We start from the raw sequence: 24,283 nt of genomic DNA on the forward strand, positions 1-24,283 counted from the left end.
AGCGTCACTGAAGGGCTCAGGCCCCGGTAAAGGTCAGCACCAGCAGGGTGACGTTCAGCCCGACCAGCAGCACCGAGACCACCACGCCCAGGCCCGTGGTCCACCAGCGGTTGCGGTGGGTGCCCATCAGGTCCCGCTGCGCCGTCAACCAGACCAGCGGAATCAGTGCAAAGGGAATGCCGAAGGACAGGATGACCTGACTGAGAATCAACGCCCAGGTGGGATCAACGCCGACGGCGAGGATCGCCAGGGCGGGAAGCAGCGTGATCAGGCGGCGCAGCAGCATGGGAATGCGCACCTTCAACAGGCCCTGCATGATTTCCGCGCCCGCATACGCACCCACCGACGTCGAGGCCAGCCCGGAGGCGAGCAGCCCGACGGCGAACAGGGTCGCCACTGCCCCGCCCAGCGAGCCGGCAATGGCGGCATGTGCTCCTTCAAGGGTGTCGGTGCCCTCCACACCCTGCAGGGAGCCTGCCGCAAGGAGCAGGATGGCCAGGTTCACCGAGCCCGCAACAGCCAAGGCAATGGTGACGTCCCACTTGGTGGCCTTGATCAGACGGGTGGTGGTGAGGGCGGCAGTGCGGCCGGGGAACCGGTCGCGGGTCAGCGCCGAATGGGCATAAATGGCGTGCGGCATGACGGTTGCGCCCAGAATGGAAGCGGCCAGCAGCACCGACTCGCTGCCCTCGAAACGGGGCACCAGGCCATCGACTACTGCACCGCCGTCGGGCGGGCTCAGGAAGACGCCGGCCGTGAAGCCGACGGCGATCACCAGCATCATCGTGACAATGACGTATTCGAAGCTCCGGTGCCGGCCGCTGTTCTGCAACTGCAGCACCACCATGGAGATGCCGCCGGTGATGACGCCGCCGAAGAACAGCGGGAGATCGAAAAGCAGCCAGAGGGCAACGGCGCCGCCGATGACCTCCGCAACGTCGGTGGCCATGGCCACGAGTTCGGCCTGCAGCCAGTACAGCCGCCGGGCCGGTTTCGGACCGATGCGTTCGCCGAGCAACTCGGGCAGGCTGCGGCCGGTGACCAGGCCCAGCTTGGCTGAAAGGTATTGGATCAGCCACGCCATGATGTTGCCGGTCACCACCACCCAGACGAGCAGGTAGCCGAACTGTGCTCCCGCCGTCATGTTGCTGGCAACATTGCCCGGATCGAGGTAAGCAACGCCCGCCACCAGTGCGGGGCCAAGCAGCCAGAAGATGTTTCGGGGACGGGCTGCAGGGCGCGTGGAGGTGTCGGGGAGCGGGACGGTACGTGCCATGACAGCAACCTAGCACCTAAAGTTCGGCATGCCTAACAATTGTTGCGGGTGGACCGTCACAGCGGGGAAACGAGCAGGCAGGGTGCCGGACGGGGGAGATTCCGGGCAAAGAAGAAGGCGCGCATCCCTGCCGGGATGCGCGCCTTGGACGAACGGTGGGGGAGTAGCGTCAGGCCGGTGTGTAGCTGGGGTAGCTCTGGTTGCCGGATGCACCGAAGGGGCCCTTGCTGGCCTGCGGGCCGAGGTAGCGGGCGGAGCTGTAGGAGAGGTAGAAGTACATCACGAAGCTGAAGAGTGCGATCAGCACGGCAATGATGGCTGTTTGGCCAAAGACCTTTGCCAGGTTGATGGCTAGGAGGACCGCAGCCACGATCTGCAGGATCGGGACCATGAGGGCCAGCGTCCACCAGCCGGACATGCCCGCGATGCGGAACAGCACCACACTGGAGTACACGGGAATGAAAGCTTCCCAGGTCTTGCGGCCAGCCTTCTTGAACATCCCCATCATGGCGAGGCCACTCAGCAGGACGCTGATGACGAGGACAACCAGGAAACTGGTGATCACGACGCCCGGAGCCACTTCCGGGGTGGTGTTCGTCGTGAATTCGGACGCAGAAATGACGGACTGAAGGCTCGAGACTGAATTGATCATGCCCAGAACGATATTTGCTCGCGCAACCAAGTCAAGAGGTTGGGCCGTCTTTATGAAACTGTTATTCGTCCCCGGGGATCAACATTTCCACGAGATGCATTTCGGATAGGTGTGCCATTACTTTCGGTCGCAGCGATTACCTCCGAATAGTGCCACTTCAGGCGGCGGCGGGAGAGGGTTCGTAATAGAACCGGAAGTCGTCGTAGGGGTCGCGCCAGGCGGAATCATCCCGTGCAATCCGGCGCACTGTGGGAGCCGGCGTCCACCGGTTGTGGGCCTGGCCGTCGTCGTCAATCCAATGCAGGAGGACCTCTGTCCGGGTCCAGGCCACGGCTTTGCCGTCCACGGTGCCGTTTGCAGTGCGGCAGCGGACGTAAGGCTCCCTGCGGTAGTGGGCGTGCGTGACCGGACCGGCAGTGGCGGAAGGCCTGACCATGGAGGAACTCATGACCTCCACAATGGCAACCGCCTCTGACATTCCTGCCAAGGAGGGGGCGTCCTGGGGAACGGCGAGAGGTTTAGGAGGCGAGGTCCCGGTACTTGGCGGCTGCGCGGTTGGCCAGGGCCGCACCGCGGGCAGCGGCACGGCGCGGCATCATCCGGATCACAGGTGCGAGCCCGTTCCCGTGCGCCTCGGCGCTCTGCGGCGATGCCAAGGGGCGGCGGGCCCGCGGAGACGGACGGTTGAGGAGGAGATACGCCACACAGATGGGCAGAAAAAGCAGCGAAACAAGTGTGAGTGCGCCGAGGGCAAACACGGCGAGGGCGGCATGTATCGGTGAGCCGAAAAGAGCGGCAATAAAATCGGCCGCACCGAAAAGCATCCAGAGCCAGAAAGCGGCAATGAGCACAAGCCCGCTGCGCGCCCGGCGGAAAAGCATGGCGGAGCGTCTGCGCGCAGCAGGCAAGGCCTGAGACTGAGTGCCCATTCGGTTGTTCCCCCCGGCTAAGAGCCCCATTATTCGGAACCCGTAAGGCAGATAATAGCCGGAAATAACAAAATCGGAAGATATGCTGCCCGCAGCATTTTCGTGGCGGCAGCGCCGGGGGTCAGGTTTCCGGCTGGGGATTCGCGCGAAGCGGAAGGTGCCTGGGGCTGTTGGGATTCAGCAGTGAATGCCGGTAGCCGTAGAAGCCGTAAACCAGAATCCCGATAACCAGCCAGATGCCGAACCGCAGCCAGGTTTCCCAGTGCAGCTGCAGCATGAGGAAGCCCGATGCGAGCACCCCGAACGCGGGTACCCAGGGCATCAGCGGCAGGCGGAACTCCCGCGGCGCATCGGGCTGGCGGTACCGCAGCACAATCACGGCCACGGAAACCACCACAAACGCGGCAAGGATGCCGATGTTCGTCAGGTCTGCCACGGCCCGGATGGGGAAGAACCCGGCAAGCAGTGCCGAGGTGCCGCCGGCTATCCAGGTCACCCGCTGCGGGGTGCCGCGCCGGTCGGTGCCGGCAAACCACCCCGGCAGCAGCCCGTCACGGCTCATGGAGAACCACACCCGGGTGACGCCGAGCAGGAAGGTAAGCATCACGGTGAGGATGGACAGCACCGCGAAGGCCGAAATGACAGTGGCAATCACGGGCAGCCCCACGGATTGGAAGGCCGAGGCGAACCCGGCGGTGGGGCTGATGTCCTGGTAGTTCTGCATTCCGGTGAGGACCAGCGTGGCCAGGATGTACAGCACCATGGCCACGCCCAGGGAGAGCAGGATGGCCTTGGGCATGTGTTTCTTGCCGTCCTTGGCTTCCTCGGCAGCGGTGCTCATTGCGTCGTAGCCGAAGACAGCGAAGAAGACGGTGGCTGCCCCCGTGAACACCGCTCCAAAGCCGCTGGGCAGGAACGGGGTGTAGTTGTCGGTGTTGACGTAGAAGAAGCCCAGCCCCACGATGAACACGATCAGCAGGACTTTCAGGCCCACGGCCACCAGCTCAAAGCGTCCGAAGGTCTTGGTGCCGCGGCTGAGGATAAAGGTGATAAACAGGCAGACGACGGCGGCGGGCAGGTTGATCAGCCCGCCCTCCACTGTGTCCCCGGTGCCCTGCATCCAGACCGGCATGTCGATGCCGAATCCGGCAAGGAACTCGGTGAAGTACCCGGAAATGCCGATGGCCACTACCGCCACGATGGCGGTGTATTCCAGCAGCAGGTCCCAGCCGATGAACCAGCCAATGAGTTCGCCCAGCGCCACATACCCGTAGGTGTAGGCGGACCCGGCGCGGGGCACCATGCCCGCGAACTCGGCGTAGGACAGGGCAGCAGCCGCGCTTGCCAGGCCGGCGACCAGGAACGAAATCAGTACTGCCGGGCCTACGGGAGAAGCATCCGGACCGCCGTTGGCCACCAGGCCCGCGAGGGTGAAGATGCCGATGCCGATGATTCCGCCCACGCCGATGGCGGTCAGCTGCCAGAGGCCGAGGCTCTTGAACAGCTTGTTGCCGGTTTTCTCGTCTTCGATTTCCTCGATGGGCTTGCGGCGAAGAACAGAACCCCCGCTTCCGGCGACTGTGGACATCTCGGCTCCCCTCCGTGCCCGGCAGTGCAGCCGGGATCAAGGTGTACGGCTTCAGCTACGGCAGAAGTATGGACCTTCGTACGGCAGCCGGGTACCCCCGACCGTTACTTATCCACCAGTGTTCCGTTTGCCTTGGTCCAGCCCTGCCCGGACTGCCGTGGGCGGGCGGGCGCCGCTACCGGCTGGCGCGAAGCGCGGCCGCGGCGTCGCCGCCCGTGGTGCGGATCCGGTACAGGCTGGAGGTTGCCGTCATGTACAGCGTCCGGCCGTCCTGCCCGCCGAAGCAGACGTTGCTGACGGTTTCGGGCACCGGAATGTGTTCGAGCAGCTCGCCGGCCGGCGAGAAGACGCGCACGCCGTCGCCGCCGGAGGACCAGATGTTCCCGTCCGTGTCCACCCGGAAGCCGTCCGGCACACCGGGCGCAACGCGCACGAAAACCCGCCCGTTCTTCGCCTGCCGGCCCTCGACGACGTCGTAGGCGCGGATCGGATTGCCCGCTTCCTGCGCCGGACCATAGGCAGAGATTGCCTCCTCAGCGGTGTCCGAGACGTACAGGATGGACTCGTCCGGGGAGAACGCCAGCCCGTTGGGAGCCATGATGTCGGTGATCACCGCGGTGAGCTCCCCGCTGGCAGGGTCGAAGCGGAACACGTACCGGTCGCCGTACTCCAACTCGCCGCCGTGGCCCTCGGCCGGGTTGTCGATGCCGTAGGAGGGATCCGAGAACCAGATGGTGCCGTCAGACTTCACGACGACGTCGTTGGGAGAGTTGAAACGGACCTCGCCGAAGCGGTCCACCAGGGTTTCCACGGTGCCGTCACGGTCCCGTTCTATGGCCCGGCGCCCGTGCGAGCACTGCACCACGGATCCGTCCGGGTCCAGGGCCCGGCCGTTGGTGAACTCCACGTCGGAGCCGTACACGCTCAGCTCGCCGGTGGTCTCGCTGTATTCAAGGATCCGGTTGGACCGCACGTCGCTGTACCGCACGGCGTTGCGTTCGGGAACCCAGGTGGGGCCTTCGGCCCAGACCGCGCCCGTGCCCACCTGTTCCAGTGCGGCTCCGTCTTCCAGCAGTGTCGAGGGGCGTGCGTCCATGCTTGTCTCCTTAGGGCCCGCAGGGGGCCGGTTTCAAACGCTTGCGGTCTGCGTCCTTTTATACGCGAGGCGGGCGCAGCGGCCCAAAGCCCGCGCCGGTCAGACCCACGCCGGGCGGATGACGACGTCGGCCCGTTCCTTTGACTCCTGCACCAGGCGCGCGTTGGGGCCGTCCACGTCGCGGACCCAGGCGGCAGCAGCGTCCGGCGCCTTGCCGAACCGCACATGCCGCTCCACGAGGCGCTGCACGCGCAGCCCTTCGTCGGGCTCGCAGTACCAGACCTCGGTGCAGCGGGACCGGGCCGCCTGCCACTCGGGGCGGTCCAGCAGCAGATAATTCCCCTCGGTCAGGATCACTCTTGCCGCCGGGAACACGGGGATGTCCCCGGCCAGCGGCTGCTCGAGCGTCCGTTCAAAACCGGGTGCATACACCACCTCGGTCCGCGGCACGCGGAGGCGGTCGAGGAGCGCCGCATAGCCGTAGGCATCGAAGGTTTCCGGAGCTCCCTTCCGCTCCAGCAGGCCCTGCCGGGCCAGCTCCCGGTCCGAGAGGTGAAAGCCGTCCATCGGCACGTGGGCAAAGCGGCGCGTATCGACGCCGGAGTCGCCGTTCAGTTCGCGGACCAGGGTTTCCACCAGGGTGGTTTTTCCGGCTCCGGGTGCACCGGCGACGCCGACCACCACGGTTCCTGCCTGCCGTTCAGCCAACGCCTGAAGGCGCTTTTTCACCTCGGCAAGGGTTGCCGGGAAATCTGTCACGGTCCTCCGCTCACGGTGCTGTTCCAGGTGCTGTTCCAGGGGGAGGACCAGTCTACGACGCCTGCGGCCGGGGTTGCCGGAGCAGGCGGCCAAACAGTACGGTGCGCAAACACGAACATCCACAGCAGGAAGGCAGATATGTCCAGGGGATCCATGCTCATTAAGGCTGCCGGGCAGGGAGCCGTTGCCGGCCTTGCCGGTGTGGCCGTCATGACCGCCGGGGAGAAGGCGGAACAGGCTCTGACCGGCCGGCCCAATTCCTATGTTCCGGCCCGGACCCTGCTCAGCCTGCTGGGCCGGCGCCCTGCACCGGATGCGCAGCCGCCGGTGTGGAACCATGCCATGCACTGGGGCACCGGAGCTGTTCTCGGCGCCCTGCGCGGCGTCTGGTCCGTGACCGGTATCCGCGGGCCGTTGGCCAACACCGGCTTCACCGTGGTGCGCCTGGCTACGGATCAGACGCTGGAGAATGCCACGGGTGTCGGGGCTCCGCCCGCTTCCTGGCCCGCCAGTGAAACCGCCGTGGACGTCTGGCACAAGGCGGTGTACGCGTGGGTCACGGGACTGGTTTCGGATGCCTGGATTGCCCCGGTGCTTGAATCCAGGCGGGGGACCACCAGCCACTGACCTCCGGCACTGCACGCGGCTAACCCGGCGCATAAGCTGGTTCTGTTGCCTACTTCGAGGAGAAAACCTTGTCCCTGCTGACCCCCCTGATCACCACCGCCGGCCTGATCGGCGGCTACAAAACCGCTCGTTCCACGGGTAACCGCCAGCTCGGCGGTGCCGTGCTCGCCGCCGCGGGCGCCGGTGCCTTCGCCCTCTGGAAGCGCGACGCCGGAACCGGGACCGCCGCTGCGCTGACCGCCGGTTATGTGGCAGCCTTCGGCCTGTCGCACCCGCTGGCAAAGAAGATGGGCGCCTGGCCCGCCGTCTACACGGTCACCGGTGCCGTGGCCGCTGCCTCCTTGATTTTCGGCCGCAAGCGCTAAGCAGCACTCGGCCGGCCGGGGACGGGTTCCCTCCCCGGCCCGGGCGGGCCGCGGGCCGGAGCAAAAACGGCAGGCCCAAAAGCACTGTAGGAAAGCCGCGCACGGCGGGAATCTTGGGCGCGGCGTCGTCGTTATACCTGATGCGGGCGGAACAGGGCCCGCAGCGGCAGCCGATCACCGGCGTCGTCGCTGGATTGGTAACTCCATACGGGGATGATCGGTTTCGACGATGTTTGTTGAGCCAGGGGAAGCGGGCCGAGAACGCAGAGTTATCTCGTTAACGCTCTCTGCAAAAAAATAAGTGCCAAACCTATGCGCACTGACTTCGCTCTCGCTGCCTAAGCAGCCGGAGTAGTCCGTCAGCCCGGAGTCGCTCTCGCTCCGGATCCTGGCGTCGTTTAGAGGGCCACTGCCGGATACCTCCGCCGTCGGGGTGTCCGGGACTTTTGGACGGCTGGGCCCGGATCGGCCACCTGTATGCAGGAGGGCCGGGGCCGAGAAAATCCGACGCATACTGCGCCCGGAGAAGCCCTGGCAATACAACATCGGACGGGGGTTCGATTCCCCCCATCTCCACCGTGCGAAAGGCCTGCCCTGAAGGGTGGGCCTTTTGTGTATCCGGGCCGGACCGGTCCCCCTCCGAGCCGAGTCTCTACCGCTGCCACCGCGGGCTAATCTGGGATACAGACAGCAAGCAGCCACGGGAAGGGAAACACATGCAGGCATTGACGATCACCCCGGGGCAGAAGGATTCGCTGGAGCTTCGGGAGCTGCCGGAACCGGAGGCAGCCGAAGGCAGTGTGCTGGTGGAGACGCTCGCGGTGGGCCTGTGCGCCACGGACCGCGAGGTCATCGCGGCGGAATTCGGCACGGCGCCCGAGGACCGGGATTACCTGGTGATGGGACACGAGAACCTGGGGCGGGTCGTGGAAGCCCCCGAGGGCTCCGATCTGGCCGCAGGAGACCTGGTGGTCGGCATTGTCCGCCGTCCCTGCGCCGAAAACTGCCGTGCCTGCGCCGCCGGCGAGTGGGACATGTGCCTGACCGGCACCTATACCGAGCATGGCATCGAAGGGCTCGACGGTTTTGCGCGCGGCTATTGGCGCGGTGCCCCCGAGGACATGGTGAAGCTCGAGCCGTCGCTGGAACGGGTGGGCGTGCTGCTGGAACCTGCCACCATCCTGGCCAAGGCCTGGGAGCAGATCGACCGGATCGGCGGCCGCGCCTATTTCCGGCCGCGCGTTGTTGCCATCACCGGGGCTGGTCCCGTGGGGCTGCTCGGTGCCTTGTTCGGAGCGCAGCGCGGACTGGAAGTGCACGTCTTCGACCTTGAAGAAGACGGGCCGAAGGAGAAGCTGACCAAGGAACTCGGGGCCGTCTTCCACACCGACACCCTCCCCGAATCCGGCATCACGCCGGACATCATCATCGAATGCACCGGCGTGCCCGCCGTGATTCGCGACGTCCTCGAGCACGGCGCCAGGAACTCGGTCACCTGCCTCACCGGTGTTTCCGAGCCGGGGGGCGAGCAGCCGGTGGACCTGGGTGCCCTGAACCTGAACCTGGTGATGAACAACCGCGTGGTCTTCGGCACCGTCAACGCCAACCGCCGCCACTACCTTAAGGCCGCCGCAGCCCTGGCCAAGAGCGACGCCGGCTGGCTGGAACAGCTGATCACCCGCCGCGTCCCGCTGGCAGACTACGAGCAGGCCTTCGAGGACCGCGACGGCGACATCAAGGTGGTGCTGGACCTGCGGGACGCCTAAGCCGTTCCGCGGACTATTTCTCCCGGGCGGCTTCGGTGATAGACAGAAAGGACCAAAGCCGCCCGCGGCGGTCACCCCAACCCGCATTGGAGGTATGCATATGCGCAAGGACGCTGATTCGCCGGTGATTCCCGGCGGCTCCGAGGCAGACCGGGCCGAGCAGTCACAACCCGCCGTTCCCGGTGCCGGTGATGCCGGACCGGAGGGGGAGATCCACCGCGACGGCTCCGAGGCCGACGGTGTGGAGCAGGAGATGCCCGCCGTACCGGGCGCCGGGGATGCCGGACCTGAGGGTGCCGTTCATCCCGAGGGGTCCGAGGCTGACATCCTGGAGCAGAAAACAGACGTTCCCGGAAATGACGACGAGTATCCCCAGGGGGACGACGCCTGACCCCGGGTTTGCTTGCCGGTCCGCTTCCGGAGCCCGCAGCCCCGTAGAATGGACGGCGGAGAACGGGCAACGGAAACAGCAGGAGCGGCGTGGACTTTTTCGACCCGGGAGCAGTGTTCGACGCCGTCGACCTCGCCGGTGTGCTGGCCAACGGTGTCCTTGGCGGTGCCGTGGCGCGGCAGCTGCGGATGGACCCCGTGGGATTCCTGGTCCTGGCGCTTACCTCGGCACTGGGCGGCGGCGTGCTGCGCGATACCCTCCTGCAGGCGGGTGCTCCTGTGGCGTTGACCAACCCTGCTTATCTCTTCACGGCCATCGCAGGAGCCTTCATTGCCTATGCCATTGAGCTGAAAGGCAAATGGGCCAACCGGTTCCTCATCGTGGTTGACGCCTTCGCGCTGGGGTGCTGGGCGGCCACCGGCACGGCCAAGGCACTGGCACTGGGCCTGGAATGGCTGCCGGCCATCCTGATCGGCGTCGTCACAGCCGTGGGCGGCGGGATGATCCGTGACATTGTGGTGGGCCGGGTCCCGGCCATCTTCGGCGGCAATACCCTGTACGCCACCGGAGCGCTGGTGGCCGCCGTCGAAATGGTGGCCTTTTATCAGCTGGGCCAGCAGAACGTGGGGATGGGCGTGGCCATCGGCACCTGTGCCGTGCTCTGCACGGTGGCCCGGCGGCGCGGTTGGCGGCTGCCCGGACCGGGCGAGTTCAGTGTCCGGCTGAGCCGGCGCCCCCGCACGGAAGACCGGAAGAGCGCTGGCCAGGGCTGGCCGCGGCCTAGGTTCTGGAAAGCCCGGCCCCGCCGCTGACCTGCCCGGGACAACAGGCCCGCAGGCATGGGTCCGGCGGGATTTCACCCCGTGTCAATGCTGATTAAAAGCCCTTCCAACAACAACCGGTACGGATTTAGTCCCTGAAATTACGGCTTTTGCAGACTCCTTTTCCCGGAGTAGCGTGGCCGATATGAGTGCTTACAAGAGCGTAAATCCAGCAACCGGAGAAACCCTTTCGGAATTCGCGGAAGCCACCGACACTGAAATCAGCCAGGCCGTCACGGCAGCACACACCGCCTTTGCCGGCTGGCGGAACGAGCCCGTGGAAAACCGGGCCAAAGTTATCACCCGCGTGGCGGAACTGTACCGGGAGCGCGCAGACGAACTCGCCAGGCTGATTGCCCTGGAAATGGGCAAGCCGCTGCGTGAGGCGAAGAACGAGGTTGCCCTCTCCGCCAACATTTACGAGTATTACGCCACCCGCGGCCCGGGTTTCATGGCGGACGAGCAGCTTGACGTCAAGGGTGGCGGCAATGCCGTGGTCCGTACCGAACCCGTGGGTGCGCTGCTGGGCATCATGCCGTGGAACTACCCGTACTACCAGGTTGCCCGCTTCGCTGGTCCGAACCTGATGCTCGGCAACACCGTTCTGCTGAAGCACGCCAACAACTGCCCGCAGTCGGCCCTGGCCATGGAGCAGATCTTCGCCGACGCCGGTGTGCCCGAAGGCGCCTACATCAACCTGTTCGCCACGAACGGGCAGGCCGCGGACATCATCGCTGATCCGCGGATCCAGGGTGTTTCCCTGACCGGCAGCGAGCGGGCAGGATCCGCCGTCGCCGAGGTTGCCGGCCGGAACCTGAAGAAGTACGTGCTTGAACTCGGCGGCAGCGATCCCTTCATCGTCCTGGACACCGAGGACCTCGATGCCACGGTCAAGTCAGCCGTCCTGGGCCGGATGGGCAACGCCGGCCAGGCCTGCAACGCCGCCAAACGGTTCATCGTGATGGAGGATCTCTATGACGATTTCGTGGAGAAATTCACCGCACGGATGGCTGCCATTGAACCCGGCGATCCGCTGCAGCCGGAAACCCGGTTCGGTCCGCTCTCCACGCAGGCGGCAGCCGACGGACTGGTGGAGCAGATCCGCGACGCCGTGGACAAGGGTGCCACCCTGCATACGGGCGGCAGCCTGATCGACGGTCCGGGTGCGTACGTGCAGCCCACGGTCCTGACCGATGTCACTCCTGAAATGCGGGCTTTTTCGGAAGAACTGTTCGGCCCCGCAGCCGTCATCTATAAGGTCTCCACCGCGGAAGAGGCCATCGAACTGGCCAACAACTCTCCGTTCGGCTTGGGCGGCGCGGTGTTCAGCGCGGATGAAGACCGCGCCCTGGAAGTAGCGGACCGGCTGGAAAGCGGCATGGTCTGGATCAACGGCACCTCCGGCACGCAGGAAGACCTGCCGTTCGGCGGCGTCAAGCGCTCGGGTGTCGGACGCGAACTGGGACGCTTCGGCATGGACGAGTTCGTCAACAAGAAGCTGATCCGTACGCCGCTGAAGCGGTAACCCCTTAGGGAGCGGCTAGGCCGCGCGGCTGTCTTCCGGTTCTTCTGCCGGATGCTCCGCGCGGTCGCTCGGTCCGTTGAAGACCACGTACCGGTACGCGAAATATCGGAAGATATTGCCCAGGGCGATGCCCACCACGTTTCCGGATATGTTGTCCGCAAACGTGCTGCGGAACCCCAGCACGTAATGCGAGATATACAGGCAGCCGGTGGAAATCAGGAGGCCCACCAGATTGGTCAGGGCAAAAAGCAGCGTTTCGCTGCGGATGCTCCGGGTGCGCAGCTTTCGGAACGTCACATAGCGGCTGCCCAGCCAGGAAACAGTGGTGGCGGCCAGCACGGAGATGGTTTTGGCCACGATCGGCTGATCGGGTACCAGGGTCGCAGAAAGAAGATTGAACAGGCCCACGTCCACCACGAAGGCGACAGCGCCAACTGCCGAAAACGAGCCCAGCCGGCCGATGATTCTGCGCACCTTGCTGGTTTCTGCCATTACCGAAAAATCCGTTCACACCGTTGCCGCGACCTGCAGCGTCCTGCCCAGGCCGGGTGCGCGTGCACGCGGGAAGGGACTGCTACCTTTCGGATGATGGCATAGAGTTCATTTGCCCTCAAAATCCGCGCGCATGCAAGCCGGTTCAGGGAGTGTGACCGTAAAGACAGTGCCCTTGCCGGCTTCGCTCTCCATGGCGATAGTGCCGCCGTGTTCCTCCACAATGCGCTTCGTGATGACCAGCCCCAGCCCGACGCCGGGAATCTGTGCCCGTCGTGCCGTGCCCGAACGGAAGAACTTGGTAAAGACCTCCGACTGTTCGGCCTCGGTCATGCCGATGCCGGAATCCGCTACACGGAGGACGGTGTCCCCTGTATGTGTGCGCCATGCACTGACAGTTACCCGCCCGCCGTCGGGCGAGTACTTCACCGCGTTGGAGAGGAGGTTGTCCAGCACCTGGGCGATCCGCTTGGAGTCGACCATGGCAGGCAGCGTGTCGGGAACCTCCGCAACAATGACAACGGAGTTGATTTCGGCCCGCGGGGCGGCGGAGGTGATGCCGGAGCGGATCAGTTCGCTGAGGTCGGTGAGTTCCTGCTCCACATGGGCGGACCCGGCTGCGGCGGACAGCAGATCCGAGACCAGATGCAGGAGCTTTTCCGAATTGCGCTGGGCGACCTTCAGCGAGGACGCCACGTACGCGGGAATGGCGTCTTCTTCATCCAGTGCCAGTTCCAGATAACCCATGATGGATGTCAGCGGGGTACGCAGCTCGTGGGACACATTGGCCACGAAATCATCCTTCGCCGCCACGGCGTTTACCAGGCCGGTGACATCGCTGTAGGCAATCACTGAGCCGCGGAAAGCATCGCCGTCGCCCTTCACGGACCGGGCCGAAACGCTCAAGGCCTTCTGCTCCTCGCCGATTCCGTACCAGACAAGCTGGTCCGAAAAGGACTGCCCCAGGGCTGCACGCCGCACCGGGCGTTGGTCAATGGGGACAGGAGTGATGCGGTCGGGACCGAAGATGGACAGCTCGCCCTCGGAGGGGCGGCTGGCGAAGGACGGGCCGGCCAGGCGTTCGTACAGGTGCTGGCGCGAATTGGTGAGGATGCGGCGCCCGTCTTCGTCAATAACCACCACGCCCACCCGGATGGTGTTCAGGATGGTCTCAAGCATCGACTCCTTGCGCAGGCTTTCCGTCAGCGAAGCCTGCAGCACCACATCCTTCTCCTTCAGCACAGCCGCCTGGGCGGTCAGGCTGGCTTCAGCCTCCGAGCGGGCGGCCTCTGCGTCCTCGGCCGTGCGGAGGGCCGAAATGAGGTCCCGTTCATACAGCCTGCGCTCGTGCGCGTAGAACGCCACCACCTGGTCGAGGGGCGGCCGTCCATCCGCGGCGGGGGAGCGGGTCGCAGACAGCAGGACCGGGATCCGCTGGCCGTCCGGCCCCAGGAGGTCGACGGCGAGCTCGGCGAACGCTGCGTTCAGCTGCAGCTGCGGCATTGCGTGGGTGGTGTAGACAATCCGGTCGCCCACGGGCAGCAGTTGAAGGAAACTCGTGCCGCGGAGCTCTTCCAGGGACTTGCCGAGCCATTGTTGCCCCGTACCGTTGGCGTCGACCACCGTACCGTCCGTCAGGGTAATGAAATACCCCGCCGGGGCGTTCTGGGACAACGCACGGTAGTCAAGCCGGAAATCCAGGTCCACGATCCGACTACTTAGACTGCTGCAGGTAGCCGAGGATGATGTCCGCGGTCTCCTCCGGTGCACTGACGTGGGGGAGGTGACCGGTGGCCTTCATCTGTACCAGCGTGCTCTGCGGAAGGTGTTCCTGCAGGTAGCGCCCCACGTGGTCCGGGGCCAGCAGATCTGCGGAGGCCTGCATGATGAGCGAGGGAACGGTGACCTTGCCCAGCAGGCTCCGCACATCGGTCAGGAACGCCACGCGGGCGAACTGGCGGGCAATGCTCGGGTTGACCCGGCAGAAACTGCCCTCAAGTTCGGCGCCCAAAGCCGGGGCGGCCGGGTTGCCCATGATCACCGGCGCCATGGTGGCCGCCCAGACCAGGTAATTGGTGTCCAGGGATTCAAGGAGGCCATCCAGGTCAGCCCGGCTGAAGCCGCCTTCGTACCCGTCCTCGGGGTAATCCATGTAGCTCGGCGAGGGAGCGACCAGGACCAGGCGGGCAAGCCGCTCGGATGCGGTAGCCCCGGCCGCGATGGCCATCATGGCGCTGACGCTGTGGCCGACAAAGGTGACATCCTGCAGGTCCAGGTCCTCGCACAGCTCCAGGACATCGGCTACGTAGCCGTCCAGAGTGGCGTATTTGGCCGGCGTGTAGGCGGTCAGATCGGAACCGCCGGCGCCTACATGGTCAAAAAGGACCACTTTGTAGTCGTCGGTGAAACGGGGCACAACCCGCGACCACATGCCTTGATCGCAGCCAAAACCATGGGCGAAAAGCAGGACCGGTCCGTCCGCTCGTCCAAGGACCTGGACATTGTTTCGGGTCCGGATATCTGTCTTCATTTACCTGTATGCCTGCTTTTCCTGTTATGCCGTGCCCGCAATGCCGTGAGCGGAGTCTCAGCAAATGTTACAGGTCCAATACCGTTTAACGGCCAGCTTGGCCAGGAATGGAATTGCTGTGTCGGGACCGTGCGGAACGGGGGAAATATGGCCGGTATCTGCCCGGCCGGGTTTTCCCGGGAAAACGGCTTCTACGGTGCCTTCGGCAGGACATAGCGGAACTCGGCAGCCCCGCCGTCGAACCGGGTAACGGCATCCAGATGCATGGGCGGGGTGGGGCCGGACACCGGCAGCAGCGGCCGCCCGCTCCCTAGTGCCACCGGCATATAGGTGACCCATAATTCATCCAGCAGGCCGGCCTCGGCGAACTGCGCCGCCACGTTGCCGCCGCCCACCATCCAGATATTCCGCTCTCCCGCGGCCTCGCGCGCGTGGCCCAGGACCTCCCGCACATCACCGGAGGCAAACCGGACGTCCCCAGCTGAAGGAGCCTGCTCCTCCCGGTGGCTGAGCACCCAGCAGGGCTGGGTGTACTCCCAGCTTTCGGGCTGTTCCGCCATGAGCCAGCGGTAGGTTTCCGCCCCCATGACAATGGCACCGACGTCGGCAATAAACCGGTTGTAGTGCTCTGAAAACGCCTCGAAACCGAACTGGAGCAGCCAGTCCAGGCTGTTGTCTTTGGTGGCGATAAAACCGTCCAGGGAGGACGCAACGTAATAAATGACCTTGGGCATGCCATGAGGATAGCGGCCCACCGGTATCCTCCGAAGGCTTCTGGGATAGGTTGATAGGCATAGACCATAAGCAGCCTGATCATTTGTCGGTGCGGCCGGAATACAGCACCGGCCGGGCGGGACAGCGCGGAAGGAAAAACATGACTGAGCGGCTCGTAGCGGATGTGATTGTGGAACGCCTGCAGGCCTGGGACGTGGACCGGGTCTTCGGGTACAGCGGAGACGGCATCAACACCGTCCTGGGCGCGATGCGCCGCAGCGGCGACCCGGAATTCATCCAGGTCCGGCACGAGGAAAACGCGGCGTTCATGGCCGTGGGGCATGCCAAATACACCGGCGGGGTGGGCGTGGTGATGTCCACCCAGGGCCCCGGCGCCATCCACCTGCTGAACGGACTCTATGACGCCCGGTTGGACGGAGCGCCCGTGGTGGCCATTGTCGGACAGCAGTCCCGCAGCGTGCTGGGGTCTTCGTACATGCAGGAAGTGGATCTGATGAACCTGACTCGGGATGTGGCCTCCGCGTTCCGGCAGCAGGTCAATTCCCCCGAGCAGGTTCCGCTGGTGCTGGACCGCGCCTTCAAGAAGGCACTCGCAACCGGCAGCCCCGCCGTCGTCATCATCCCGCATGACGTGCAGCAGGCACCGGCACCTGAGTTGGAACAGGAGCACGGCATCCTCAACACCGCCCCGGTGTTCAGCCCCGCGCGGACCCAGCCCGCCGAATCGGACATCCGGGCCGCCGCGGACCTGATCAATTCCGGCCAGCGGGTGGCGCTGCTCGTCGGGCAGGGTGCTCGACATGCCCGCTCCCAGGTGCATGCGCTGGCCGAGAAGATCGGTGCGGGCATCACCACCAGCCTGCTCGGTAAACCGTACGTGGATGAAACCGCACCGCTGGCGGCCGGAACCATGGGGCATCTTGGCACCAGTTCCGCCGGTTACGTGATGGACAACTGCGACACCCTGCTGATCATTGGATCCAGCGATCCGTGGACCGAGTTCTACCCGAAGCCGGGGACCGCCCGCGGGGTGCAGATTGACCGGGACGCTTCGGCGATCGGCAACCGCTACCCGGTGGAAGTAGGCATCACGGGCGACGCGGCGGCCAGCCTCGATGCCCTGATTCCTTTACTGGAAGCCAAACCGGATGCGCCCTGGCGGCGGCAGGTGGAGGAAAGCGTCCGCCGCTGGCACGAGCTGGCCCGGGTGCGGGCCATGACTCCTGCCGACCCGGTAAACCCCGAACGCGTGGTCTATGAGCTGAACCGGCGCCTGCCCGGCAACGCGCAGGTGGCGGTCGACGTCGGCAGCTCCGTCTACTGGTACGCCCGGCACCTGCACCTTCCGGAAGGGGTGCCCGCACACCTGTCCAGCACGCTGGCCAGCATGGGCTGTGCCGTGCCGTACGGCCTGGCGGCGAAACTCGCGTATCCGGACCGTCCGGTCGTGGCGCTCTCCGGAGACGGCGCAATGCAGATGGCCGGGGTGACCGAATTGATCACCCTGAGCCGGCTCTGGCAGAAGTGGGAGGACCCGAGGTTCGTGCTCTGTGTGCTGAACAACCGCGAGCTGGCCGAGGTCACCTGGGAACAGCGCGAGATGGAGGGCGACCCGCGGTTCGAGGACAGCCAGTCGCTGCCGGACTTTCCCTACGCCGAGTACGCCAAGCTGCTGGGCCTGGAAAGCATCCGCGTGGAGGACCCGGAGCTGCTGGGTGAAGCCTGGGACGTGGCGCTCGCCGCCAGCCGCCCCTTCCTGATTGAGGTAGTGACGGATCCAGCGGTGCCGCTGCTTCCGCCCTTCCCCAGCGGCGCAGCCCAGGCCAAAACCATGAAGGACGGCCTGGAACAGGAGGGCGTCTCGGGTGAGCATTCCCGCCGGCTGCTGGATACCTACCTGGAGCAGGAAGAGGGCCTGTACCGGGATCTCTAGGCCCCGGCATGCCGGAACGGGCGCACCCGGCGGGTGCGCCCGTTCCTCCTTTCGGTGCCCGTCCTAGCTGCGGGTCGGTGCGCCGAGCTCCACGGGTTCCTCATCATTCAGGTACGCAGATTCCGAATGGGCCATGAGGTCGATGCCCTTCAGCTCGCTCTCCTCCGGGATGCGCAGACCCATGGCCAGCTGCAGCACCTTGGCAATAACCCAGGTCACCGCGAAGGAGTAGACCAGCACGGCTCCGCAGGCGAGGGCCTGGCTGCCGAGCAGGGAGAAACCGCCGCCGTAGAAGAGGCCGCTGACGCCGTTGGGCGCGGCACCCGTGGCGAACACGCCGATCAGCAGGGTGCCCAGGAGGCCGCCGACAGCGTGGACTCCCACCACGTCCAGGGAATCGTCGAAGCCGAGGCGGAACTTCAGTTCAATGGCCAGGGAGCAGACGAGCCCGGCGATCGCGCCGATGGCGACGGCGCCCAGGGGGCTTACCGCTCCGCAGGCGGGGGTAATGGCCACCAGCGCGGCGATCAGGCCCGACGCCGCCCCGAGGCTTGAGGAGCGTCCCAGCCGCAGGCGTTCCATCAGCATCCAGCCGAGCATGCCGGCCGCGGCGGCCACTGCGGTATTGAGGAAAACGACGGCGGCCGCGTGGCCGGCGCTGAGGGCGGACCCGGCGTTGAAGCCGTACCAGCCGATCCAGAGCAGGCTTGCCCCGAGCAGGATCAGCGGGCGGCTGTGCGGCTGGCCGTGGGAGTGGGGCCAGCCTTTGCTGCGGCCAAGGACCAGCGCAAGCGCCAGTGCGGCCACCCCGGCGTTCAGGTGCACGGCGGTGCCGCCGGCGAAGTCGATGGCTCCCAGCCGGTTGGCGATCCAGCCGCCGACGACGGTGCCCTCCTCGTTGTCGAACGCGAAGACCCAGTGCGCCACCGGAAAGTAGACCAGCGTGGCCCAGAGTCCGGCGAAGACCATCCAGGCGCCGAACTTCATTCGCCCGGCAGCTGAACCGGCAACGAGGGCGGTGGTGACGCAGGCGAACATCAGCTGGAAGACGGCGAACAGGGCCACCGGAATGGACGCCGCCGGATCTTCGGTGAGGAGCGCGGAGAGGCCGAGGTATTCCAGGGGGTCGCCCAGCAGGCCCACGCCGCCCAGGGAGTTCCCGAATGCGGTGGAATAGCCGTACAGCACCCACAGGACCGCCACGAGGCTGGCCCCGCCGAAGCACATCATCATCATGTTGAGGATCCGCCGTGAGCCCACCATGCCGCCGTAGAAGAAAGCGATCCCCGGGATCATCAGGCAGACCAATGCGGAACTGGCCAGCAGCCAGGCCGTGTTTCCAGAGTCCATGGAGGTACTCCCGTTCGGGTTGTGTGCCCGTTCCTGCCTCTGCCGATGCAGCCGGGCGGAGAAATAAGGACGGGTCAGCTCCCCGGGGCTGACCGGCGCCCCGGTGCCGGCGGCGCTGGTTTAAGCGTGGGGCCGGCATGTTACGGCCGGGAGCACTTGCAGGTTAGCGGCGCGTTAACGCGTTCTGGACGTCGGCTGGGAACTCTCTGGACGTGCGGGGCGGTGGAAAGCGCCGGGAGCTAAGCGGTCCGGGGCATGCCGCGGCCGAAGGCAAAGGCACGGATAATCTGGATAGCGCCCAGGACCACAAGGAAGATCCCGCCGTAAATCACCAGAACCGCGAGGGAATCCAGGGGGAGGAAGAGCACCACTACCCCGGCGAGGATGCTGAGGATGCCCAGGACGATGGCGAACCAGCGGGACCCGCCGCGGTCCGACTCGGCCAGGGCCATCACGCCCTCCACAATCCAGGCAATCCCGATCACCAGCCCCAGCGCGGTCAGGGTTTCGGTGGGGTTCCGCATCGCAATCACGCCCACGATCAGGAGCGCCAGGCCCACCAGGATGTTGAGGATTTTCAATCCCGCACCCAGTCCGGTGAAGATGCCGAGCAGGATGCGGACGGCGCCCGCAATGACGAAGTACAGGCCGAAAAGAGCCGCGAGTACTTCGAGCGTCGCTCCGGGCCAGAAAAGGACAAGCAACCCCAGCACCACGGACACCAGCCCGGTGATGCCCAGTCCGAGGCGGATTCCACGGACCACGGACTTGGCCAGGTTTAGGGCGTCCAACGCGAACCCGCCCTCTTGATGGAAAGAGCTGCCTGATGCGGACATCCTCACGACCTCCAGAGAGATTTCCCCCCTCGGCCCGGCTGGCCGGTATCCCCAGTATCCGACGCCGGTGGCCGGCTTCTCTAGGGCGGTCTTCCGTATCGGCCCAGCAGATCGCGGACTTCCTCATCGGTGGTCTGGCCGAAACGGCGGTACGCCAGTCCTACGGCGTCGAGGCCGCTGTCCGGCCAGGGCACCACGACGTCGTCGGCCGGCGGTTCGAGGAGCCCCGCCGCGCTGCCGCACGCCACCGGTGCAGCGGCGACGAGGCGGGCCGGGGCCAGCTCCCGCACGGCACCGAGGGCCGCGCGCATGGTCGAACCGGTGGCCAGCCCGTCATCCACGGCAATGACTGTGCCGCCGGCAATGCGCCGTTCCGGTGTTCCCTGCCGGAACAGCTCCTCCCGGTTCCGGACCTCGGCGAGCTGCTGCTCGACGGCGGCCGTGAAGAGGATCTCTGCATCCGGCGTGCGGCTGTGCCAGTACCGGAGCACCGGCTCGTTGCGCACCACGCAGACGGTTCCGGCGATGCCGGCCACCGCGCCGGCAGCCAGTTCGGGCTGTTCCGGATAACCGATTTTCCGCACCACCACCACGTCCAGCGGCGCGGACAGTGCACGGGCCACCTCAGCGGCCACCGGAACCCCGCCGCGGGGAAGACCCAGCACCAGCAGACCCGGTGCACCTGCATAGGGGAACAGCTCCGCGGCGAGCGCCCGGCCGGCGTCGGCGCGGTCCTGCCAGCGGGCATCGGGAGCGGACGGAGAGAAGGTCATGGTCCTCCCACGCTAGGGACCGCTGCGGACACCGGCAAGGGCCGCCGCAACGGGCCCGCGTTGCCAAACCGGGTGCGGCATAGAAAGGTGTCCTTATGACGCAGACAGCAGTTGTTACAGGAGCCACGTCCGGGATCGGGGCGGAGTTCGCCCGCCAGCTCGCGCAGCGCGGATACGATCTGGTGCTTACGGGCAGGAACACCGAGCGGCTGGAATCCACTGCGGCGGAACTGGCTCGGGACTACTCAGTGAAGACTGAATGGATCGTGGCTGATCTCGCCACCCAGCAGGGCGTGGACACCGTCGCGGACCGCGTGCAGAAGCCCGACGTCGGTCTCCTGGTCAACAACGCCGGTTACGGACTGAAGAACGATTTTGCCCGCAACGAACTGCAGGCCGAGGTGGACCACCTGAACGTGCTGGTGGGTGCGCCGCTGCAGCTGAGCCATGCCGCACTGAACGCCATGGCGTCCAACGGGGGCGGGCGGATCATCAACGTGGCGTCGGTGGCCGGCTTCCTCCCCCGGGGAACCTACAGTGCCGCGAAGGCCTGGGTGATCAACTTCAGCCGCTGGGCCAACCTTTATTACCGGAGCCGGGGCATCACGGTGACCGCCGTCTGCCCGGGATTCGTGCATACGGATTTCCATGCCCGGATGGAAATGGACAAGAGCGTCTACCCCAAGTGGATGTGGCTCAACGCGGACCGGGTGGTGCGCGAAGCCCTCGCGGATGCCTTCGCCGGCAAGGGCATCTCCATCCCGTCCAAGCGCTACCGGGTCCTGGCCACCGTCGGCAACCGGGCGCCGCAGGCACTGGTAGCCCGGATCGCCGGACGCGGGAGGTAGGGCCCCGGCGTCGTCCGGCGTCATCCAAGCTGGCGGTGCACCGGAACCGGGCCTAGGGTTGCCTGCACCACGGCCCGGTCCGGACCGGCGACGAGAACACGGCGAAAGCGAGCCCCATGAGCACCCCCACGGTCTACGCCCTGCACGAGAACCCCGAGTGGTTCCCGCCCTTTGCACGGGCCTTCGAAGCCGAAGGCGTGCAAGTGGAGGAATGGCTGCTCACCGACGGCGTCCTGGACCTGGACTCGGTGCCGCCGGAGGGGATCTTCTGGTCCCGGATCAGCGCCTCCTCGCATACCCGGGACCACGGCCTGTCCAAGGACTACGCCCGCGCGGTGCTGTCCTGGCTCGAAGCCCACGGCCGGCGGACGGTCAACGGCCGGCGGGTCTTGGAACTGGAGATGAGCAAGGTGGACCAGCTCACCGCGCTGCGCGCCGCGGGCATCGACACCCCGCGCACCGTGGCCGCCGTCGGGCGCTCGCAGATCCTGGCCGCGGCGAAGGAATTCGAGGCGCCGTTCATCACCAAGCACAACCAGGGCGGCAAGGGACTCGGGGTGCGGAAGTTCGAATCCCACGGGGAACTGGCGGACTATGTGGCGTCTGAGGAGTTCGAGGAACCTGCTGACGGCATCACCCTGATCCAGGAATACATCGTTGCTGCTGAACCCTTCATCACGCGGGCGGAAATCGTGGGCGGGGAGTTCGTCTACGCCATCAAGGCGGATACCGCCCGCGGCGGATTCCAGCTGTGCCCGGCCGATGCCTGCGCGATCGACCCGTCCACGGGCAAGCCCATCATGCCGCCCGGGGCCACCATCGCCCCGGATGCGGACACCCAGCTGTTCAGCCTGCGCGAGGACTTCGATTCGCCGGTGATCGGCAAGTACCTGGAGTTCGCCCGCAGGAACCGTCTGGAGGTCTGCGGCATTGAGTTCATCGAGGCCGCAGACGGGCGCCTGCTCACCTACGACGTCAACACCAACACCAACTACAACGCCACCGTTGAAGCGGTGGCGCCGCGGTCCGCTCCCCGTGCCCTGGCCCGATATCTGGGGTCCCTGCAGCCGGCCGTGGGGTGAGGGCAACCGCAGTGGGGTAGCGTGGTGCGGCACAACTTTTTTATCCGCGGGACTGCTGCCTCGCTATAGTCGTGGTGTTGCCCAACCTGAAGGAGACCTCCATGTCCGCTGCCCTGGAACCGCATTGGGTCAAGAACTACCAGCCCGGCGTTCCCGCGGAGATTGAGCTGCCCACCGAATCCCTCACGGCCATGATGGAAGAGGCAGTGGAGCGGTTCGGCAGCAAGGTGGCCCTGGAATTCTTCGGCGCCGAAACCACGTATCGGGACCTCGGCGACCGGATTAACCGGGCAGCCGAAGGCCTGCGCAAACTCGGTGTGCGCAAGGGACACCGCGTTGCCGTCATCCTGCCCAACTGCCCGCAGTACCTCATCGCGTTCTACGCCGTGCTGCGGCTGGGCGCCGTCGTCGTCGGACACAACCCGCTGTACACGGAGCGCGAGCTGCGCCACCAGTTCGAGAACCACGGCGCGAAGGTGGCCATTGTCTGGGACAAGGCTGTGGAGAAGGTCCAGGACTTCCCCGGCGACGTGGCCGTGGAAACCATCGTGGCCGTGAACATCACCAAGGCCATGCCCCGCTTCAAGCGGATGGCCCTGGCACTCCCGGTCCCCTCCCTGCGGCGCACCCGCGAGGGCCTGACCGTCAAGACAGAAAACACCATGTCCTGGGAGCAGCTGCTGGATTCCGCCCCGCTGGACCCGGCGCACCCCCGGCCGCAGGTCACCGACCTCGCGGCGCTGCAGTACACCTCCGGCACCACCGGCGTGCCCAAGGGCGTGATGCTCACGCACTACAACCTGCGCTCGAACGCGCTGCAGGGCAAGGCCTGGATGCACGGTGCGCAGGAGGGCAAGGAAGTCATTTACGGCGTACTGCCGATGTTCCACGCCTTTGGGCTGACCCTGTACCTGACCTTCTCGGTGCTTACCGGCTCCCGGCTGGTGCTGTTCCCGAAGTTCGACGTGGACCTGGTGATGGCCGCCGCGAAGAAGTCCCCGCCGACGGTCTTCTGCGCGGTCCCGCCGATCTACGAAAAGACCGCAACGGAGTCCAAGAAGCGCGGCGTGGACCTGACCACCATCCGCTATGCCATCTCCGGCGCCATGACCCTGCCGGCCGCGACCGTGAAACTCTGGGAAGAGGTGTCCGGCGGCCTGCTGGTGGAAGGATACGGCCTGACGGAATCCTCCCCGGTGGCCCTGGGCAACCCGTTCGCCGAATCGCGCCGCAACGGCACCATCGGCGTCCCCTTCCCCAGCACCGAAATGCGGGTCGTGGACCCCGAAGCTCCCGAGAACGACGTCGAACCCGGCACCGCCGGCGAACTGCTGATCCGCGGACCGCAGGTCTTCGCCGGCTACTGGAACAACCCTGAGGGCACCGCAGAAATACTGCTCGACGGCGGCTGGCTGCGTACCGGGGACATTGTCACCGTGGACGAGGACGGCTTCGTCAAGGTGGTGGACCGGCGCAAGGAACTGATCATCACCGGCGGGTTCAACGTTTCGCCGTCGGAAGTGGAGGAGGTGCTGCGCACCCAGCAGTACATCCTCGATGCCGCCGTGGTGGGCCTTCCCCGGGCCGACGGCGGCGAACAGGTGGTGGCCGCCGTCGTCCTGCAGGAAGGCGCCGAGCTCGACGAGGCCGCGCTGCGTGCCTACTGCCGTGAACGGCTCACCCCGTACAAGGTGCCGCGGAAGATCGTAGCCATCGACGAGCTGCCCAAGTCCATGCTGGGCAAGGTGCTGCGCCGTCAGGTGCGGGACACCCTGTTGCAGGACGCGTAGTTCTTCTCTTCCGCTAAGTACCTATTGACGGTCTGACGGGCCAGCGGTTGGAATTGTAAGTGGGCTTGGTATATGCCGGGTCCCTCACCAGTCAACCAGCCGGCCCGGACCCGCAGGCG

The 24,283-nt window shown here is 65.9% G+C and carries 24 protein-coding genes and 1 other RNA gene; 11 read left to right on the plus strand and 14 right to left on the minus strand.

Annotated elements, in window-relative coordinates; genetic code table 11:
* Nucleotides 1–16: 16 nt before the first annotated feature.
* The 7 genes from AC5RT8_RS10670 to AC5RT8_RS10700 all read right to left on the minus strand — a co-directional run bounded on the left by AC5RT8_RS10670 (nucleotide 17) and on the right by AC5RT8_RS10700 (nucleotide 6,300).
* Entirely contained in the window at nucleotides 17–1,276 is a 1,260-nt protein-coding gene (locus AC5RT8_RS10670) for an Nramp family divalent metal transporter (protein WP_494095678.1), read from the minus strand.
* A gap of 169 nt (nucleotides 1,277–1,445) precedes the next feature.
* The gene (locus AC5RT8_RS10675; RefSeq protein WP_494095679.1) at nucleotides 1,446–1,928 is read right to left on the minus strand and encodes a DUF5684 domain-containing protein; all 483 of its coding nucleotides are present in this window, start codon (nucleotides 1,926–1,928) and stop codon (nucleotides 1,446–1,448) included.
* 157 nt (nucleotides 1,929–2,085) lie between these two features.
* On the minus strand, nucleotides 2,086–2,415 hold the full coding sequence (locus AC5RT8_RS10680) for a hypothetical protein (protein ID WP_494095680.1): 330 nt from the start codon (nucleotides 2,413–2,415) through the stop codon (nucleotides 2,086–2,088).
* Nucleotides 2,416–2,446: 31 nt separating this feature from the next.
* Nucleotides 2,447–2,857, minus strand: a complete 411-nt coding sequence (locus tag AC5RT8_RS10685) for a hypothetical protein (protein WP_494095681.1) — start codon at nucleotides 2,855–2,857, stop codon at nucleotides 2,447–2,449.
* A gap of 121 nt (nucleotides 2,858–2,978) precedes the next feature.
* On the minus strand, nucleotides 2,979–4,445 hold the full coding sequence (locus AC5RT8_RS10690; protein WP_494095682.1) for an amino acid permease: 1,467 nt from the start codon (nucleotides 4,443–4,445) through the stop codon (nucleotides 2,979–2,981).
* 175 nt (nucleotides 4,446–4,620) lie between these two features.
* Complete coding sequence (locus AC5RT8_RS10695; RefSeq protein ID WP_494095683.1) at nucleotides 4,621–5,541, minus strand: SMP-30/gluconolactonase/LRE family protein; 921 nt, start codon at nucleotides 5,539–5,541, stop codon at nucleotides 4,621–4,623.
* Between the two features lie 99 nt (nucleotides 5,542–5,640).
* Nucleotides 5,641–6,300 (minus strand): nucleoside/nucleotide kinase family protein, encoded by a 660-nt coding sequence (locus AC5RT8_RS10700; RefSeq protein ID WP_494095684.1) that lies wholly within the window; start codon nucleotides 6,298–6,300, stop codon nucleotides 5,641–5,643.
* Between the two features lie 138 nt (nucleotides 6,301–6,438).
* On the opposite strand from AC5RT8_RS10700, the gene AC5RT8_RS10705 reads away from it, so the two are divergent.
* The 7 genes from AC5RT8_RS10705 (at nucleotide 6,439) to AC5RT8_RS10735 (ending at nucleotide 11,795) form a co-directional block, all read left to right on the plus strand.
* Nucleotides 6,439–6,927: a hypothetical protein gene (locus tag AC5RT8_RS10705; protein WP_494095685.1), complete on the plus strand. Its 489-nt coding sequence runs from the start codon at nucleotides 6,439–6,441 to the stop codon at nucleotides 6,925–6,927.
* 68 nt (nucleotides 6,928–6,995) lie between these two features.
* Nucleotides 6,996–7,292: a hypothetical protein gene (locus AC5RT8_RS10710; RefSeq protein ID WP_494095686.1), complete on the plus strand. Its 297-nt coding sequence runs from the start codon at nucleotides 6,996–6,998 to the stop codon at nucleotides 7,290–7,292.
* Between the two features lie 209 nt (nucleotides 7,293–7,501).
* Nucleotides 7,502–7,871: a transfer-messenger RNA gene (gene ssrA / locus AC5RT8_RS10715) on the plus strand.
* A gap of 137 nt (nucleotides 7,872–8,008) precedes the next feature.
* On the plus strand, nucleotides 8,009–9,058 hold the full coding sequence (locus tag AC5RT8_RS10720) for a glucose 1-dehydrogenase (protein ID WP_494095687.1): 1,050 nt from the start codon (nucleotides 8,009–8,011) through the stop codon (nucleotides 9,056–9,058).
* Between the two features lie 100 nt (nucleotides 9,059–9,158).
* Entirely contained in the window at nucleotides 9,159–9,449 is a 291-nt protein-coding gene (locus AC5RT8_RS10725; RefSeq protein ID WP_494095688.1) for an Rv3202a family protein, read from the plus strand.
* Nucleotides 9,450–9,538: 89 nt separating this feature from the next.
* Complete coding sequence (locus AC5RT8_RS10730; protein WP_494095689.1) at nucleotides 9,539–10,261, plus strand: trimeric intracellular cation channel family protein; 723 nt, start codon at nucleotides 9,539–9,541, stop codon at nucleotides 10,259–10,261.
* 154 nt (nucleotides 10,262–10,415) lie between these two features.
* On the plus strand, nucleotides 10,416–11,795 hold the full coding sequence (locus tag AC5RT8_RS10735; RefSeq protein WP_494095690.1) for an NAD-dependent succinate-semialdehyde dehydrogenase: 1,380 nt from the start codon (nucleotides 10,416–10,418) through the stop codon (nucleotides 11,793–11,795).
* Nucleotides 11,796–11,810: 15 nt separating this feature from the next.
* Here the strand turns inward: AC5RT8_RS10735 and AC5RT8_RS10740 are convergent, their stop codons facing one another.
* The 4 genes from AC5RT8_RS10740 to AC5RT8_RS10755 form a co-directional block, all read right to left on the minus strand.
* Nucleotides 11,811–12,287 (minus strand): GtrA family protein, encoded by a 477-nt coding sequence (locus tag AC5RT8_RS10740; protein WP_494095691.1) that lies wholly within the window; start codon nucleotides 12,285–12,287, stop codon nucleotides 11,811–11,813.
* Between the two features lie 108 nt (nucleotides 12,288–12,395).
* Nucleotides 12,396–13,994: an ATP-binding protein gene (locus tag AC5RT8_RS10745; protein ID WP_494095692.1), complete on the minus strand. Its 1,599-nt coding sequence runs from the start codon at nucleotides 13,992–13,994 to the stop codon at nucleotides 12,396–12,398.
* 7 nt (nucleotides 13,995–14,001) lie between these two features.
* On the minus strand, nucleotides 14,002–14,817 hold the full coding sequence (locus AC5RT8_RS10750; protein WP_494095693.1) for an alpha/beta fold hydrolase: 816 nt from the start codon (nucleotides 14,815–14,817) through the stop codon (nucleotides 14,002–14,004).
* A 191-nt stretch (nucleotides 14,818–15,008) separates the two neighbouring features.
* The gene (locus AC5RT8_RS10755) at nucleotides 15,009–15,551 is read right to left on the minus strand and encodes a dihydrofolate reductase family protein (RefSeq protein WP_494095694.1); all 543 of its coding nucleotides are present in this window, start codon (nucleotides 15,549–15,551) and stop codon (nucleotides 15,009–15,011) included.
* Between the two features lie 140 nt (nucleotides 15,552–15,691).
* Here AC5RT8_RS10755 and AC5RT8_RS10760 point away from each other — a divergent pair, with 140 nt between their 5' ends.
* Nucleotides 15,692–17,485 (plus strand): thiamine pyrophosphate-requiring protein, encoded by a 1,794-nt coding sequence (locus AC5RT8_RS10760; protein ID WP_494095695.1) that lies wholly within the window; start codon nucleotides 15,692–15,694, stop codon nucleotides 17,483–17,485.
* Between the two features lie 63 nt (nucleotides 17,486–17,548).
* On the opposite strand, the gene AC5RT8_RS10765 is transcribed toward AC5RT8_RS10760, so the two are convergent.
* The 3 genes from AC5RT8_RS10765 to AC5RT8_RS10775 form a co-directional block, all read right to left on the minus strand.
* Nucleotides 17,549–18,835, minus strand: a complete 1,287-nt coding sequence (locus tag AC5RT8_RS10765; RefSeq protein ID WP_494095696.1) for an ammonium transporter — start codon at nucleotides 18,833–18,835, stop codon at nucleotides 17,549–17,551.
* A gap of 239 nt (nucleotides 18,836–19,074) precedes the next feature.
* Nucleotides 19,075–19,626, minus strand: coding sequence for an HdeD family acid-resistance protein (locus tag AC5RT8_RS10770; protein ID WP_494095697.1), 552 nt, complete (start codon nucleotides 19,624–19,626; stop codon nucleotides 19,075–19,077).
* A 125-nt stretch (nucleotides 19,627–19,751) separates the two neighbouring features.
* Nucleotides 19,752–20,444 carry a phosphoribosyltransferase gene (locus AC5RT8_RS10775; RefSeq protein WP_494095698.1) on the minus strand — a complete coding sequence of 231 codons (693 nt, stop codon included), beginning with the start codon at nucleotides 20,442–20,444 and terminating at the stop codon, nucleotides 19,752–19,754.
* Between the two features lie 95 nt (nucleotides 20,445–20,539).
* Between AC5RT8_RS10775 and AC5RT8_RS10780 the strand changes: the two genes are divergently transcribed.
* The 3 genes from AC5RT8_RS10780 (at nucleotide 20,540) to AC5RT8_RS10790 (ending at nucleotide 24,164) form a co-directional block, all read left to right on the plus strand.
* Nucleotides 20,540–21,292 (plus strand): SDR family NAD(P)-dependent oxidoreductase, encoded by a 753-nt coding sequence (locus tag AC5RT8_RS10780; protein WP_494095699.1) that lies wholly within the window; start codon nucleotides 20,540–20,542, stop codon nucleotides 21,290–21,292.
* A gap of 116 nt (nucleotides 21,293–21,408) precedes the next feature.
* Nucleotides 21,409–22,374 carry an ATP-grasp domain-containing protein gene (locus tag AC5RT8_RS10785; RefSeq protein WP_494095700.1) on the plus strand — a complete coding sequence of 322 codons (966 nt, stop codon included), beginning with the start codon at nucleotides 21,409–21,411 and terminating at the stop codon, nucleotides 22,372–22,374.
* Nucleotides 22,375–22,475: 101 nt separating this feature from the next.
* Nucleotides 22,476–24,164: a long-chain-fatty-acid--CoA ligase gene (locus AC5RT8_RS10790; protein ID WP_494095858.1), complete on the plus strand. Its 1,689-nt coding sequence runs from the start codon at nucleotides 22,476–22,478 to the stop codon at nucleotides 24,162–24,164.
* Nucleotides 24,165–24,283: the final 119 nt, after the last annotated feature.

Source organism: Arthrobacter sp. Ms25 (genome assembly GCF_059090365.1).

Bases quoted from the DNA above. Each gene is read 5' to 3' on its own strand.
- AC5RT8_RS10765 (WP_494095696.1), bottom strand. From the start codon at position 18,835: ATGGACTCTGGAAACACGGCCTGGCTGCTGGCCAGTTCCGCATTGGTC.
- AC5RT8_RS10760 (WP_494095695.1), top strand. From the start codon at position 15,692: ATGACTGAGCGGCTCGTAGCGGATGTGATTGTGGAACGCCTGCAGGCC.
- AC5RT8_RS10750 (WP_494095693.1), bottom strand. From the start codon at position 14,817: ATGAAGACAGATATCCGGACCCGAAACAATGTCCAGGTCCTTGGACGA.
- AC5RT8_RS10670 (WP_494095678.1), bottom strand. From the start codon at position 1,276: ATGGCACGTACCGTCCCGCTCCCCGACACCTCCACGCGCCCTGCAGCC.
- AC5RT8_RS10740 (WP_494095691.1), bottom strand. From the start codon at position 12,287: ATGGCAGAAACCAGCAAGGTGCGCAGAATCATCGGCCGGCTGGGCTCG.
- AC5RT8_RS10780 (WP_494095699.1), top strand. From the start codon at position 20,540: ATGACGCAGACAGCAGTTGTTACAGGAGCCACGTCCGGGATCGGGGCG.
- AC5RT8_RS10675 (WP_494095679.1), bottom strand. From the start codon at position 1,928: ATGATCAATTCAGTCTCGAGCCTTCAGTCCGTCATTTCTGCGTCCGAA.
- AC5RT8_RS10725 (WP_494095688.1), top strand. From the start codon at position 9,159: ATGCGCAAGGACGCTGATTCGCCGGTGATTCCCGGCGGCTCCGAGGCA.
- AC5RT8_RS10720 (WP_494095687.1), top strand. From the start codon at position 8,009: ATGCAGGCATTGACGATCACCCCGGGGCAGAAGGATTCGCTGGAGCTT.
- AC5RT8_RS10755 (WP_494095694.1), bottom strand. From the start codon at position 15,551: ATGCCCAAGGTCATTTATTACGTTGCGTCCTCCCTGGACGGTTTTATC.
- AC5RT8_RS10785 (WP_494095700.1), top strand. From the start codon at position 21,409: ATGAGCACCCCCACGGTCTACGCCCTGCACGAGAACCCCGAGTGGTTC.
- AC5RT8_RS10790 (WP_494095858.1), top strand. From the start codon at position 22,476: ATGTCCGCTGCCCTGGAACCGCATTGGGTCAAGAACTACCAGCCCGGC.
- AC5RT8_RS10705 (WP_494095685.1), top strand. From the start codon at position 6,439: ATGTCCAGGGGATCCATGCTCATTAAGGCTGCCGGGCAGGGAGCCGTT.
- AC5RT8_RS10685 (WP_494095681.1), bottom strand. From the start codon at position 2,857: ATGGGCACTCAGTCTCAGGCCTTGCCTGCTGCGCGCAGACGCTCCGCC.
- AC5RT8_RS10690 (WP_494095682.1), bottom strand. From the start codon at position 4,445: ATGTCCACAGTCGCCGGAAGCGGGGGTTCTGTTCTTCGCCGCAAGCCC.
- AC5RT8_RS10695 (WP_494095683.1), bottom strand. From the start codon at position 5,541: ATGGACGCACGCCCCTCGACACTGCTGGAAGACGGAGCCGCACTGGAA.
- AC5RT8_RS10775 (WP_494095698.1), bottom strand. From the start codon at position 20,444: ATGACCTTCTCTCCGTCCGCTCCCGATGCCCGCTGGCAGGACCGCGCC.
- AC5RT8_RS10735 (WP_494095690.1), top strand. From the start codon at position 10,416: ATGAGTGCTTACAAGAGCGTAAATCCAGCAACCGGAGAAACCCTTTCG.